Below are 14,786 nucleotides of genomic sequence, written 5' to 3' on the forward strand. Positions count from 1 at the left end.
GACCGGACCGAACTTCATTAACCCTGACGCGCTTCAATAACAACCTTCGCGACATTCGCTGGGGTGTCATTGTACTTCAGGAATTCCATAGAATAGGACGCACGACCTTGCGTTTGAGAACGCAGATCAGTTGCGTAACCGAACATTTCAGCCAATGGAACCTGCGCTTTAATTACTTTTGCGCCGGCTACACCGTCTTCCATACCATCGATCATGCCTCGGCGACGATTAAGGTCACCTACAACATCACCCATGAAGTTATCAGGCGTTGTAATCTCAACCTTCATTACGGGTTCAAGTAACACAGGGTTCGCTTGAAGCGCCCCGTCTCTAAAACCAATTGAAGCTGCGATTTGAAACGCCATCTCGTTGGAGTCAACATCGTGGTATGAACCATCAAACAGAGTTACCTTCACCCCCATAAGAGGATATCCAGCCAATACACCCTGCTGCATTTGTTCGGCGATGCCTTTGGATACCGCAGGAATATATTCCTTCGGTACAACTCCGCCCACAACTTCGTTAACGAATACAAAAGATTCTGAATCTTCGTCATCGAAGTCTAAGGGTTCTATCTTCAACCAAACATGACCGTATTGACCACGACCACCTGTTTGGCGAATAAACTTACCTTCCACCTCCGTGCTACCACGAATGGCTTCGCGATAAGCTACCTGAGGCGTGCCGACATTACAATCCACAGTAAATTCACGTTTCATCCGATCGACAATGATGTCAAGATGAAGTTCGCCCATTCCTGAGATGATTGTTTGTCCAGATTCTTCGTTTGTTTCCACACGGAACGATGGGTCTTCCGCCGCTAATTTACCTAGCGCAATAGCCATCTTATCTTGGTCGGCAAGCGTTTTGGGCTCCACTGCTATCGAAATAACAGGTTCTGGAAACTCCATACGTTCGAGCACGACTTTGTGGTCAGCGTGACACAATGTGTCACCTGTAGTGACTTCTTTTAAGCCAATTGCCGCGGCAATATCACCGGCGCGAACTTCTTTAATTTCTTTTCGATCGTTCGAGTGCATTTGCACGATACGACCAAAGCGTTCACGCTTGCCTTTCACTGAATTAAAAACCATGTCGCCGGTGCTAACAACGCCAGAATAACAGCGAAAGAATGTCAGCGTACCCACAAATGGGTCAGTGGCAATTTTAAATGCTAAGGCAGCAAAGGGGGCATTATCGTCAGCGGGACGCTCAACTTCGTTGTCGTTGGTATCAACGCCACGAATGGCCGGTACGTCCACAGGTGCAGGCAAGTACTCAACCACGGCGTCAAGCACAGCTTGGACACCTTTGTTTTTAAATGCAGAACCACAAGTGGCTAAAACGATCTCGTTGTTTAAAGTGCGCACGCGGAGGCCATGCTTAATTTCAGCTTCAGACAATTCACCCTCTTCAAGGTATTTGTCCATGAGTTCTTCGGAAGCTTCTGCTGCACTTTCAACAAGCTTCTCGCGATATTCATCAGCGAGCTCTTGCAGATCTGCGGGAATAGATTCATAGCTAAAAGTTGTCCCCTGGTCTTTTTCGCTCCAGTTGATAGCTTTCATCTTGATCAGGTCGATCACGCCCTTAAAGTGCTCTTCTTCGCCAATATTCAATTGAATTGGAACTGCGGTAGCGCCTAAACGCTCTTCGATTTGTTCTACAACTCGAATAAAGTCTGCACCAGTGCGGTCCATTTTGTTGACGAAAACAATGCGGGGTACATGATATTTGTCGGCTTGACGCCATACAGTCTCAGACTGCGGCTCTACGCCTGATGCACCACAAAACACAACCACTGCACCATCGAGTACACGTAAAGAACGCTCAACCTCGATCGTAAAGTCGACGTGACCAGGGGTGTCAATAATGTTGATGCGATGCTCTTGGAATTGCGATTCCATACCACGCCAAAAGGTGGTTGTCGCTGCAGAGGTGATGGTAATACCACGTTCCTGCTCTTGTTCCATCCAATCCATTGTGGCTGCGCCATCATGGACTTCACCGATCTTATGAGATAAGCCGGTATAGAACAAAACTCGCTCGGAAGTTGTTGTTTTACCTGCATCCACATGAGCCACAATACCGATATTACGGTAGCGCTCAATTGGAGTTGTACGAGCCATGATATCCTCTGAATTAGCTGTACAGGAAACAGCAGACAGCGACCCGAAGGCCGCCGTCTACAGTATTTACTACCAGCGGTAGTGCGCGAACGCCTTGTTCGCGTCGGCCATACGGTGAACGTCTTCACGTTTTTTCACCGATGCGCCTTTATTTTCAGCCGCATCAAGCATTTCACCTGCTAGACGCTGAGCCATGGATTTTTCACCACGCTTACGCGAGAATTCAACTAACCAGCGCATTGCAAGTGCGTTACGACGTACTGGACGTACTTCGACAGGCACTTGGTAGGTAGAACCACCTACGCGACGGCTTTTTACTTCCACTGTTGGGCGCACATTGTCCAATGCAACTTCGAACAAGTCCAAAGGATCTTTGTCTGCGTGCTTAGCAGCGATAATGTCGAGAGCACCGTATACGATTTTCTCGGCAGTAGATTTTTTACCATCCAACATAAGGATGTTTACGAATTTGGCCAACAGCTCAGATTTAAACTTAGGATCTGGCAGTATTTTACGTTGACCGATGACGCGACGTCTTGGCATTTTACAATTCTCCGATTAATTCAGGATATTCCAAAACAATATCTTGGGTTTAGTTTGGCCTTACTAACGGAGTACCGTTAAGACTTAGGCTTCTTGGCGCCGTACTTAGAGCGACCTTGACGACGGTCACTTACACCGGCTGTATCCAAGGCACCACGTACTGTGTGATAACGAACACCTGGCAAATCTTTTACACGACCGCCACGGATCAGAACAACACTGTGCTCTTGCAAGTTGTGACCTTCACCACCAATGTAGGAAGTCACTTCGAAACCATTCGTCAAACGTACACGACAAACTTTACGTAACGCTGAGTTAGGTTTTTTCGGGGTGGTAGTATATACGCGAGTACATACGCCACGTTTCTGTGGACACGCAGCCAGCGCCGGTACGTTAGTCTTTTCGACTGGACGACGACGTGGTTTACGGACCAACTGGTTAATAGTTGCCATGAACTACTAGCTCCTGGTTAGTTTTATTTACTCAAAAATGAAAAATCCGCGCCCTAGTGGGCCGCGGAATTGTAATGAGCAGTTTTTGAGCTGTCAAGTGTACATGGCCTGAGAACTGTAATTTACACCCTCAGGCCGTGAACTATCGAGCAATCGTTCACTTAGCTTTACGCTAAGCGTCCGAATTGTCACCTGTAGAAGACAATGCTTCTGCAAGAGCAATACTTGCTTCATCCATACTTGGTACCGCAGTTTCCTCAGCAGAAGGGCGTTTTTCATGACGCTTCTGATGATAAGCAAAACCAGTACCTGCTGGAATCAAGCGACCTACAATCACGTTTTCTTTCAGGCCACGCAAGTCATCGGCTTTGCCGCTAACTGCTGCTTCTGTAAGCACTCGGGTTGTTTCTTGGAACGAGGCTGCCGAGATAAAGCTCTCAGTTGCCAAGCTCGCCTTAGTAATACCCAAGAGATCGTGAACATAAGTTGCTGGTTGTTTCCCAGCATCTTCTAGCTCGCGGTTCGCAATGTTAACACGCGCAACTTCAAGTTGTTCGCCTGCTAAGAACTGAGAATCGCCGCCCGAAGAAATCGTACACTTACGCAACATCTGACGAATGATGACCTCAATGTGCTTGTCATTGATTTTCACACCCTGCAGACGATAAACGTCTTGTACTTCATTGACGATATAGTTCGCCACTTCCGGTATACCACGTAAGCGTAGAATATCGTGAGGCGCTTCTGGACCGTCAGCAATCACTTCACCACGTTGAACCTGTTCACCTTCGAACACGTTGAGCTGACGCCATTTAGGAATCATCTCTTCGTAGGCATCGCCTTCATTTGGTGTAATCACCAAACGACGCTTACCTTTGGTTTCTTTACCGTAAGAAATCGTACCTGAAATCTCAGCCAAAATAGCTGGATCTTTAGGCTTACGAGCTTCAAACAAGTCAGCAACACGTGGCAAACCACCCGTAATATCGCGAGTTTTTGAGCTTTCTTGTGGGATACGAGCAAGCGCATCACCCACGCCAACTTTAGCACCATCACTCAAGTTAACAATCGCGTTACCCGGCAAGAAGTATTGTGCAGGAATTTCGGTCCCTGCAATGTTGATGTCATTACCGCTATCATCAACCAACTTCACCATTGGACGGATTTCTTTACCGGCCGTTGGGCGCTGCTGTGGGTCAATTACGATAATGCTACTCAAGCCCGTTAAATCGTCGGTTTGTTTGCTAACAGTCACGCTTTCGATCATGTCAACGAACTTAATTGTACCGGCAACCTCAGTAATAATTGGGTGAGTATGCGGGTCCCAATTTGCGATGACGGTACCCGCCTCAACGCTCTGCCCTTCAGTCTTACCTAAGACAGAACCATACGGAAGCTTGTAGCGCTCCTTCTCAAGACCTAACTCATCAATAATGGTGAGCTCTGTCGAACGAGAGGTAATAACCACTTTGCCTTCATCGTTTACAACGTATTTAGCATTGTGGAACTTAACCGTACCTGAGTTTTTAATTTGAATGCTGTTTTCTGCAGAAGCACGCGATGCAGCACCACCAATGTGGAACGTACGCATCGTAAGCTGTGTGCCTGGCTCACCAATTGATTGAGCGGCAACAACGCCTACGGCTTCACCTGAACCGACCATATGGCCACGAGCAAGGTCACGCCCGTAACAATTGGCACATACACCAAAGTCATTGGCACACGTAATAACAGAACGAACCCAAACTTCATCAACGCTGTTTTCTTCAAGCAGGTCACACATTTTCTCATCGAGAAGCGTGTTACGAGTGAGAAGAACCTCACCAGTGCCGCCTGGTTTAACAACGTCTACAGCCAGTACTCGACCCAATACACGTTCGCGCAATGGTTCTACAACATCACCACCTTCAATCAGTGGCTTCATGACAAGGCCTTCTTCAGTGCCACAATCGTCTTGTGTAATCACCAAATCTTGCGCTACGTCAACCAAACGACGAGTCAAGTAACCCGAGTTTGCTGTTTTAAGTGCGGTATCGGCCAAACCTTTACGAGCACCGTGAGTTGAGATGAAGTACTGAAGTACGTCAAGACCTTCACGGAAGTTCGCTGTAATTGGCGTCTCAATGATAGAACCATCTGGTTTCGCCATCAGACCACGCATTGCGGCCAACTGACGAATCTGTGCGGCACTACCACGCGCTCCTGAATCTGCCATCATGTAGATGCTGTTGAACGATGCTTGATCTTCAGGCTCGCCCTTAGCGTTGATAACAGTGTCAGTTTTCAAGTTGTCCATCATGGCCTTAGACAGCTTTTCATTCGCTGAAGACCAGATATCAATAACCTTGTTGTAACGCTCACCGGCTGTTACCAGACCTGATTGGAACTGGTCTTGGATCTCTGCAACTTCGCTTTCAGCTTCGTTCAAGATTTCAGTCTTCTCATCAGGGATAACCATGTCATCCACACCAACAGAAGAACCTGAGATCATTGCATAATGGAAACCGGTGTACATCAATTGGTCAGCAAAGATCACTGTGTCTTTCAGACCCAATTTACGGTAACAAGCATTAATCAGTTTAGAGATGCACTTTTTAGTCAGCGCTTGGTCTACCAATTCATACGGTAGGCCATCTGGAACGATGTTCCAAAGAATACAGCGGCCAACGGTTGTATCTTTCACGACGGTAGATTCAGAACGATTACCTTCTTCATCAACCAATACTTCTCGGATACGAACCTTCACGCGAGCATGCAATTCTGCATTACCTGTACGGTACGCTTTTTCGGCTTCTTTATAATCGGCCAAAATCATGCCTTCGCCTTTGGCATTCACTTTGTCTCGAGTCATGTAGTACAGACCCAATACAACATCCTGAGAAGGTACGATGATAGGTTCACCGTTCGCAGGAGACAAAATGTTGTTAGAAGCCATCATCAAAGAACGGGCTTCTAATTGCGCTTCAATGGTCAACGGCACATGAACAGCCATCTGATCACCATCGAAGTCGGCGTTGTATGCCGCACAAACGAGAGGGTGAAGCTGAATCGCTTTACCTTCGATCAATACCGGTTCAAATGCTTGGATACCCAAACGGTGCAACGTAGGTGCACGGTTTAACAGTACTGGATGTTCGCGAATTACTTCGTCCAACACATCCCATACTTCAGGCAATTCACGCTCTACCATTTTCTTAGCGGCTTTGATCGTCGTAGCTAGACCACGAGTTTCTAATTTGCCGTAAATGAATGGCTTGAATAATTCCAAAGCCATTTTTTTCGGTAAACCACACTGGTGCAATTTCAGTGTAGGACCAACGGTAATTACTGAACGACCTGAGTAATCAACACGCTTACCCAACAAGTTCTGACGGAAGCGACCCTGCTTACCTTTAATCATATCGGCAAGAGATTTCAATGGGCGCTTGTTAGAACCGGTAATCGCTCGACCACGACGGCCGTTATCAAGCAATGCATCAACCGCTTCTTGCAACATACGTTTTTCGTTACGCACGATGATATCTGGCGCAGCCAAATCCAACAGACGCTTCAAACGGTTGTTACGGTTAATCACGCGACGATATAAGTCATTCAAATCAGACGTGGCAAAACGGCCGCCGTCCAATGGTACCAACGGACGCAGATCAGGTGGCAATACTGGCAGTACTGTCATGATCATCCACTGTGGGTTGTTACCCGACAAGTGGAAAGCTTCCATTAGCTTCAGACGTTTAGTGACTTTCTTACGCTTAGTTTCAGAGTTAATTGCAGGTAACTCTTCACGCATGAGGTCAATTTCAGCACCGAGATCGATAGCTTTCAACAGTTCCAGAATTGCTTCTGCACCCATTTTAGCTTCGAAGTCGTCGCCGTACTCTTCAAGCGCATCTAAATACGTTTCTTCGGTTAACAGCTGGCTGCGTTCCAAAGTTGTCATGCCTGGTTCTGTCACAACAAATGATTCGAAGTACAATACGCGCTCAATGTCACGTAATGTCATGTCGAGCAGCAAACCAATGCGGCTTGGCAGCGACTTCAAGAACCAGATGTGTGCAACTGGACTTGCCAGTTCAATGTGACCCATACGCTCACGGCGTACTTTAGTGACGGTGACTTCAACGCCACATTTTTCACAGATCACACCGCGATGCTTCAAACGCTTGTACTTACCGCACAAACATTCGTAATCTTTTACTGGACCAAAAATACGTGCGCAGAACAAGCCATCACGTTCAGGCTTGAAAGTACGGTAGTTAATGGTTTCAGGCTTCTTTACTTCACCAAAAGACCAGCTTCGAATCTGATCTGCTGATGCAAGTCCGATCTTAATCGAATCGAACTCTTCTGTTTGAGTCTGTTGTTTAAAAAACTTAAGTAAGTCTTTCACCTTATCTCTCCAGTCTGGAGTGGCCCTACTGGCGCGATATCAAATGATATCGCGCCCCGGTGTTTTGTGTCGGGTCTGAACTTACTCAGACTCAAGCTCGATGTTGATACCCAACGAACGGATTTCTTTCAACAATACGTTGAACGATTCTGGCATGCCAGGCTCCATTCTATGGTCGCCATCGACGATGTTTTTATACATCTTCGTACGGCCGTTCACATCATCCGACTTAACAGTGAGCATTTCTTGTAGGGTATAAGCGGCACCATATGCCTCCAATGCCCATACTTCCATCTCACCGAAACGTTGACCACCGAACTGAGCTTTACCGCCCAGAGGTTGCTGTGTTACCAAGCTGTACGAGCCTGTTGAACGTGCGTGCATCTTGTCGTCAACCAAGTGGTTCAACTTCAACATGTACATATAACCTACGGTTACTGGTCGCTCAAACTGGTTGCCTGTACGGCCGTCGAACAAGGTGATTTGTCCTGATTCAGGAATACCACCCAGAGCCAACAATGCCTTGATTTCCGATTCTTTCGCACCGTCGAACACAGGCGTCGCAATCGGTAGACCTTTTTTGAGGTTACCGGCTAAGCGAATCACTTCGTCGTCAGTGAACGTGTCGATATCAACTTCCTGAAGCACTTCACCTAAGGTGTAGACTTTCTTCAAGAATTCGCGCATTTCAGCGACGGCACGTTGTTCTTCGAGCATTTCGTTGATCTTCTCACCGATGCCTTTAGCAGCCATACCTAAGTGAGTCTCAAGGATCTGCCCTACGTTCATCCGTGACGGTACACCCAATGGGTTTAACACGATATCGACCGGCACGCCGTTCTTATCATGTGGCATATCTTCAACCGGTTGAATGGTTGAAATTACACCTTTGTTACCGTGACGCCCCGCCATTTTGTCACCTGGTTGTAGGCGACGTTTAACAGCAAGGTAAACTTTAACAATCTTGAGTACGCCAGGTTGCAAGTCATCACCTTGAGTGATCTTGCGACGCTTAAGGTCATACTTGGCATCAAACTCTTCTTTCAATTCACCGAACTGAACTGCAATTGACTCAAGTTCAGTTTGAGCAGTTTCATCGCTCAACGACTGAGTTAACCAGCTATCACGAGACATGCTCGATAAGTTCGCTTCATCAAAGCCGTTGTTCAATAACAACTGACGAGCTCGGCCATAAATGCCGTTTTCGAAGATAGCAAATTCATCATCCAAGTCTTTCTTAACTTGCTTGAGTTGCAATTCTTCGATTTCTAAGGCGCGCTTGTCTTTTTCAACACCGTCACGGGTGAAGACTTGTACATCTAATACGGTACCAGACACTGAGTTTGGAACTCGAAGTGAGCTGTCTTTCACATCAGACGCTTTCTCGCCAAAGATGGCACGCAAGAGTTTTTCTTCTGGGGTCAGCTGAGTTTCACCTTTAGGCGTCACCTTACCTACCAGAATATCGCCACCCTTCACTTCAGCACCGATGTAAACAACACCCGACTCATCCAATTTAGACAGAGCAGACTCGCCTACGTTTGGAATATCAGCTGTAATTTCTTCAGTACCGAGCTTAGTATCACGTGCAATACAAGATAGTTCTTGAATATGAATCGTCGTAAAACGGTCTTCTTCGGCTACGCGTTCAGAAATCAAGATTGAATCTTCGAAGTTGTAACCGTTCCAAGGCATGAATGCCACACGCATGTTTTGACCCAGCGCGAGCTCACCCATATCTGTAGAAGGTCCATCCGCTAACACATCGCCACGTACAATCGGCTCACCAACTTTACACGTTGGTTTTTGATTGATACATGTGTTCTGGTTAGAACGGGTGTACTTCGTCAAGTTGTAGATATCGATACCGGCTTCGCCTGGTACCAACTCTGCTTCATTTACTTTAATTACGATACGGCTGGCGTCAACGTACTCGACGGCACCACCACGTTTCGCTACAACAGTCACACCAGAGTCAACGGCTACCGTTTTCTCCATACCTGTACCAACTAACGGCTTATCAGCACGTAATGTAGGAACAGCCTGACGTTGCATGTTCGAGCCCATCAATGCGCGGTTAGCATCATCGTGCTCTAGGAACGGAATCATTGACGCCGCAACAGATACGATCTGCTGTGGAGACACATCCATATAAGTGATTTGAGCAGCAGGATGAAGCTCTGTCTCGCCTTTACAACGAGCCGTTACCAAATCATCCGTCAAGCGGCCATTTTCGTCAGTGCTGGCGTTTGCCTGTGCAATAACGTGGCTACCTTCTTCAATCGCTGACAAGTAATCAACTTCATCTGTCACCACGCCGTCAACAACTTTACGGTAAGGAGTTTCCAAGAAACCGTAGTCGTTAGTCCGTGCATATGAAGACAATGAGTTAATCAGACCAATGTTTGGCCCTTCCGGCGTTTCAATCGGACATACACGACCGTAGTGAGTCGGGTGAACGTCTCGAACTTCAAAGCCTGCGCGTTCGCGCGTCAAACCACCTGGACCTAATGCAGAAATACGACGCTTATGAGTGACCTCTGAAAGCGGGTTGTTCTGATCCATGAATTGGCTGAGCTGGCTAGAGCCGAAGAACTCTTTAACAGCAGCACTAATTGGCTTAGCGTTGATCAAGTCTTGCGGCATCAGCGCATCAAGATCACCAAGGCTCAAACGCTCACGTACGGCACGTTCTACACGAACGAGACCAACACGGAATTGGTTTTCTGCCATTTCGCCAACTGAACGAACTCGACGGTTACCCAAGTGGTCAATATCATCCACATCATCTTTACCGTTACGGATATCGATGAGCTTCTTCATCACTTGAACAATGTCGTCTTTGCTCAATACGCCTGGACCTACGATTTCTTCGCGGTTCAAACGGCGGTTGAACTTCATACGGCCTACCGTTGATAGGTCGTAGCGCTCTTCTGAGAAGAACAAGTTCTCGAACAAAGTGTCTGCAGCTTCGCGCGTTGGTGGCTCACCAGGACGCATCATGCGATAGATTTCAACCAATGCCTCAATACGGCTATTAGTGGAATCGATACGCACGGTATCAGACATGTACGCACCGCTATCAAGTTCATTGGTGTACAACACCTCAAATGACTTAATACCAGATTGAGACAGTTCAGCAACACTTTCCAGCGTCAGTTCATCATTCGCGTTGACAATGACTTCGCCAGTTTCTTTATTGACATATTCTTTGGCAGAAACTTTATCAACCAGATATTCCAATGGAATTTCTAGTTCAGCGATTTCTTGTTTTTCCATTTCGCGTACGTGACGAGCAGTCACACGGCGGCCTTTCTCAACAATCACTTCACTATCTTTACCAAGAATATCGAAAGTCGCAGTCTCACCACGTAATTGGGCTGGCGTAATCGCCATTAAGACTTTTTTACCCGAGATACGAATTTTCGTAGTCTCGAAGAATGCCTCAAGAATGTCTTCTGTGCTGTATTCTAATGCACGCAGGATGATCGACGCAGGTAATTTACGACGACGGTCAATACGTACATATAAGTTATCTTTCGGGTCAAACTCGAAATCCAGCCATGAGCCGCGATAAGGGATAACGCGCGCGTTATACAATACCTTACCTGATGAGTGAGTCTTACCACGGTCGTGGTCAAAGAACACACCAGGGCTACGGTGTAACTGAGAAACGATGACTCGCTCAGTACCGTTGATCACAAAGGTACCATTATCGGTCATCAGTGGGATCTCTCCCATGTAGACTTCTTGTTCCTTGATGTCTTTGACTGTACCCGGTGCTGCTTCACGATCGTAAAGCACCAAGCGTAACTTAACTCTCAAAGGAGCAGAATAAGTTACACCTCGGATTTGACATTCTTTGACGTCAAAAACAGGCTCTCCAAGGCGATAACTGACATATTGCAGCTCAGAATTGCCGGAGTAGCTCTTAATCGGAAACACGGAGCGGAATGCTGCTTCCAAGCCGTACTGCCCATCCGTGTCCATATCAATAAATTTACGGAACGAATCTAGTTGTATTGACAACAGAAACGGTACATCAAGTACTTTCGGACGTTTACCGAAATCCTTACGGATTCGTTTCTTCTCAGTGTAGGAGTAAACCATAGGGTTCCTCAGCTCGCTGATAAGTGACCCAATTCCGCCATTAGTTAAAAGGCGGCCTAGACGTGCGACATTTTGTATGCCGGTCGAGCCGGCGGACGGTATGCGAAATGTCGCGAAATTCACACCATCCATGAGCGCAAAAAGGCCGGTGACCCAAAAGTCACCAGCCCTCGCCTTTTCAGGCGGCTAAGCTGTCGTAAAACGGCTTATTTGATCTCAACTTCAGCACCCGCTTCTTCGAGGGTCTTCTTGAGTTCTTCAGCTTCGTCTTTAGACACAGCTTCTTTGATCGGTGTTGGAGCACTTTCAACCAAACCTTTCGCTTCTTTCAAGCCAAGGCCAGTCGCGCCGCGTACTGCTTTAATCACAGAAACTTTGTTTCCGCCGATGCTAGCCAATACTACGTCGAATTCAGTTTGCTCAGCAGCAGCTTCGCCGCCAGCAGCGCCGCCAGCTACAACAGCAGCTGCAGCAGTAACACCGAATTTTTCTTCCATCGCAGTGATCAATTCAACTACGTCTTTTACTGACATCTCTGCTACTGCATCGATGATTTGTTCTTGAGTGATAGACATACTCTTAAATCCTAAATTCTTTTGAACAATAGTTCGTTAAATCTGTAACAGCAAAGCTGATTAAGCAGCTTCTTGTTCTTTCTGATCGCGAACGGCCGCAATAGTGCGAACCAGCTTGCCTGCAGAGGCTTCTTTCATAACGCTCATCAGTTTGGCGATTGCTTCGTCGTATGTAGGCAGTGATGCCAACAATTCCGCGTCTACCAATGCACCTTCAAAGGCAGCTGCTTTCACTTCAAATTGATCTTGCTGCTTAGCAAAGTCTTTGAAGATACGTGCAGCGGCACCTGGGTGCTCAGCAGAGAAAGCAATCAATGTTGGGCCTGAGAAAGACTCAGTTAGGCACTCATAATCGGTACCTTGAAGCGCACGACGTGCCAACGTGTTACGAACAACACGCATAGTTACGCCAGCTTCACGAGCTTCTTTACGCAGAGCAGTGATCGCGTCAACGGTCACACCACGTGCGTCAGCAACAACAGCTGATTGAGCGCCTTTGGCTGCCTCGGCGACTTCGGCGACAATCGCCTTTTTGCCTTCGAGATTTAATGCCATTGGCTTTACTCCTGGTTTTTCCGGCGAAAAATGCCGGTTACTAAAGAGCTCTTCAACCATTGAAGAGCAACTCCGGTGTTAACCAGGCGCAAGATGTCTTGTCCTGGGGTCACACCATCTGCGTAGGAAATTAAGTTTTTTCAAACACCTACGGTCTTGGATGGGAGCAACAAAGTTGCTCCAACCCTTTGCGAGCCCGACATTATAACCATAACGTCGAACTTCGCCAATTTTTTAACCTAGCGTCAAAGTCGCTTGGTCAACAACAACACCCGCGCCCATCGTAGTAGAAAGACTAACTTTCTTGATGAACTGACCTTTTGCTGAAGCAGGCTGAGCTTTCTTAAGAGCTGCCAACAACGACTCAAGGTTTTCTTGAAGTTGTACTTCAGAGAAGTCAACTTTGCCGATAGTGCTGTGGATAATGCCGTTTTTGTCGTTGCGATAACGAACTTGGCCCGCTTTCGCGTTTTTAACTGCTTCTGCAACGTTAGGCGTTACAGTACCAGTTTTAGGGTTAGGCATAAGACCGCGAGGACCAAGTACCTGACCTAATTGACCAACAACACGCATTGCATCAGGTGAAGCGACAACGACGTCAAAATCCATCTCGCCTTTCTTCACTTGCGCTGCCAAATCTTCCATACCTACTAAATCAGCGCCAGCTTCTTTAGCAGCTTCAGCATTCGCGCCCTGTGTAAACACAGCAACACGAACAGTACGGCCTGTACCGTGTGGCAACACAGTTGCACCACGAACGTTTTGGTCAGATTTACGTGGGTCTACACCCAAGTTTACTGATACATCTACGCTTTCAACGAATTTAGCTGTCGCTAATTCTTTCAATAAAGAAAGAGCTTCGTTGATATCATAATCTTTAATTGGGTCCACTTTTTCGCGAACCACTTTCATACGCTTAGATAATTTGGCCATCTGATTAGTCCTCTACGTTCAAGCCCATCGCACGTGCAGAACCCGCGATAGTACGTACGGCAGCGTCCATATCGGCTGCAGTAAGATCGGCTTCTTTAACTTTTGCGATTTCTTCGAGTTGAGCGCGATTGACAGTACCAACTTTTTGCTTGTTAGGTACGCCAGAACCACTCTTGATGCCTGCTGCTTTTTTCAGCAAGAAAGACGCCGGTGGAGTCTTAGTCTCGAATGTGAATGAACGGTCGTTATATACAGTAATAACAACAGGAACTGGTGCGCCTTTCTCAAGAGAATCTGTTTTCGCGTTAAACGCTTTACAGAATTCCATGATGTTCACACCATGTTGACCCAATGCCGGACCTACCGGTGGACTTGGGTTCGCCATACCAGCTGCAACTTGCAACTTGATATACGCTTCGACTTTCTTAGCCATGATATACCTCTGTTTTTTGGGTTCAGGCGCCAATCTTAATGACGGGCTCCCCTAAAAGTAGGGCGCGGATTATAGCTATATCCGCGCCCATGAACAAGTACCTGATGAATATTTAATCAGCTTTTTTCTACTTGAATGAATTCCAAGTCGACAGGAGTTGAACGTCCGAAAATCAAAACCGACACTTTTACACGGCTCTTTTCGTAATCCACTTCTTCAACAACACCATTGAAATCCGCAAAAGGACCATCGTTGACACGAACAACTTCGCCAACTTCGAACAGTGTTTTTGGTTTTGGCTTGTCTGTGCCCTCTTCTAAACGGTTTAGAATGGCGTCAGCTTCTTTTTGGCTAATCGGTGCTGGGCGATCACTTGTACCGCCAATAAAACCGAGTACGCGAGGGATATTGCGCACTAAATGCCAGGTTTCATCGTTCATCACCATCTTAACAAGCACATAGCCTGGGAAAAATTTGCGTTCGCTGCGGCGTTTTTGGCCTGCACGCATTTCAACCACTTCTTCAGTCGGAACGAGGACTTCTTCAAACATTTCTTCCATGCCGTGCATGCGAATGTGTTCAAGAAGAGATTTCTGAACGCGCATCTCGTAACCAGAGAATGCTTGTACAACGTACCAACGTTGTTTAGGTGCTTCTTGTTCTGTCATG

Annotated in this window: 10 protein-coding genes; all 10 read right to left on the reverse strand. The window is 46.9% G+C overall.

Annotated elements, in window-relative coordinates; genetic code table 11:
• Positions 1-17 precede the first annotated feature (17 nt).
• Entirely contained in the window at positions 18-2,129 is a 2,112-nt protein-coding gene (gene fusA / locus NAF29_RS17475; protein WP_251262924.1) for an elongation factor G, read from the reverse strand.
• A 69-nt stretch (positions 2,130-2,198) separates the two neighbouring features.
• The gene (gene rpsG / locus NAF29_RS17480; protein ID WP_251262925.1) at positions 2,199-2,672 is read right to left on the reverse strand and encodes a 30S ribosomal protein S7; all 474 of its coding nucleotides are present in this window, start codon (positions 2,670-2,672) and stop codon (positions 2,199-2,201) included.
• Between the two features lie 77 nt (positions 2,673-2,749).
• The gene (gene rpsL / locus NAF29_RS17485; RefSeq protein ID WP_251262926.1) at positions 2,750-3,124 is read right to left on the reverse strand and encodes a 30S ribosomal protein S12; all 375 of its coding nucleotides are present in this window, start codon (positions 3,122-3,124) and stop codon (positions 2,750-2,752) included.
• Positions 3,125-3,296: 172 nt separating this feature from the next.
• A complete protein-coding gene (gene rpoC, locus NAF29_RS17490) occupies positions 3,297-7,511 on the reverse strand; it encodes a DNA-directed RNA polymerase subunit beta' (protein WP_251262927.1) in 4,215 nt (1,404 codons plus the stop codon).
• 81 nt (positions 7,512-7,592) lie between these two features.
• Positions 7,593-11,621, reverse strand: coding sequence for a DNA-directed RNA polymerase subunit beta (gene rpoB / locus NAF29_RS17495; protein WP_251262928.1), 4,029 nt, complete (start codon positions 11,619-11,621; stop codon positions 7,593-7,595).
• A gap of 206 nt (positions 11,622-11,827) precedes the next feature.
• Entirely contained in the window at positions 11,828-12,196 is a 369-nt protein-coding gene (rplL, locus tag NAF29_RS17500) for a 50S ribosomal protein L7/L12 (RefSeq protein ID WP_251262929.1), read from the reverse strand.
• A gap of 60 nt (positions 12,197-12,256) precedes the next feature.
• Positions 12,257-12,751: a 50S ribosomal protein L10 gene (gene rplJ / locus NAF29_RS17505; protein WP_251262930.1), complete on the reverse strand. Its 495-nt coding sequence runs from the start codon at positions 12,749-12,751 to the stop codon at positions 12,257-12,259.
• Positions 12,752-12,985: 234 nt separating this feature from the next.
• Positions 12,986-13,684 carry a 50S ribosomal protein L1 gene (gene rplA / locus NAF29_RS17510; RefSeq protein ID WP_251262931.1) on the reverse strand — a complete coding sequence of 233 codons (699 nt, stop codon included), beginning with the start codon at positions 13,682-13,684 and terminating at the stop codon, positions 12,986-12,988.
• Positions 13,685-13,688: 4 nt separating this feature from the next.
• Positions 13,689-14,117: a 50S ribosomal protein L11 gene (gene rplK / locus NAF29_RS17515; RefSeq protein WP_251262932.1), complete on the reverse strand. Its 429-nt coding sequence runs from the start codon at positions 14,115-14,117 to the stop codon at positions 13,689-13,691.
• A 116-nt stretch (positions 14,118-14,233) separates the two neighbouring features.
• Positions 14,234-14,785, reverse strand: a complete 552-nt coding sequence (nusG, locus tag NAF29_RS17520; RefSeq protein ID WP_251262933.1) for a transcription termination/antitermination protein NusG — start codon at positions 14,783-14,785, stop codon at positions 14,234-14,236.
• Position 14,786: the final 1 nt, after the last annotated feature.

Origin of the sequence: Echinimonas agarilytica (genome assembly GCF_023703465.1) — a bacterium.
GTDB classification, from domain to species: domain Bacteria; phylum Pseudomonadota; class Gammaproteobacteria; order Enterobacterales; family Neiellaceae; genus Echinimonas; species Echinimonas agarilytica.

What these genes read in the sequence shown, in the direction of transcription:
- fusA (WP_251262924.1), bottom strand. Translation starts at nt 2,129, where the DNA reads ATGGCTCGTACAACTCCAATTGAGCGCTACCGTAATATCGGTATTGTG.
- rpsG (WP_251262925.1), bottom strand. Translation starts at nt 2,672, where the DNA reads ATGCCAAGACGTCGCGTCATCGGTCAACGTAAAATACTGCCAGATCCT.
- rpoB (WP_251262928.1), bottom strand. Translation starts at nt 11,621, where the DNA reads ATGGTTTACTCCTACACTGAGAAGAAACGAATCCGTAAGGATTTCGGT.
- rplK (WP_251262932.1), bottom strand. Translation starts at nt 14,117, where the DNA reads ATGGCTAAGAAAGTCGAAGCGTATATCAAGTTGCAAGTTGCAGCTGGT.
- rpsL (WP_251262926.1), bottom strand. Translation starts at nt 3,124, where the DNA reads ATGGCAACTATTAACCAGTTGGTCCGTAAACCACGTCGTCGTCCAGTC.
- nusG (WP_251262933.1), bottom strand. Translation starts at nt 14,785, where the DNA reads ATGACAGAACAAGAAGCACCTAAACAACGTTGGTACGTTGTACAAGCA.
- rplL (WP_251262929.1), bottom strand. Translation starts at nt 12,196, where the DNA reads ATGTCTATCACTCAAGAACAAATCATCGATGCAGTAGCAGAGATGTCA.
- rplJ (WP_251262930.1), bottom strand. Translation starts at nt 12,751, where the DNA reads ATGGCATTAAATCTCGAAGGCAAAAAGGCGATTGTCGCCGAAGTCGCC.
- rplA (WP_251262931.1), bottom strand. Translation starts at nt 13,684, where the DNA reads ATGGCCAAATTATCTAAGCGTATGAAAGTGGTTCGCGAAAAAGTGGAC.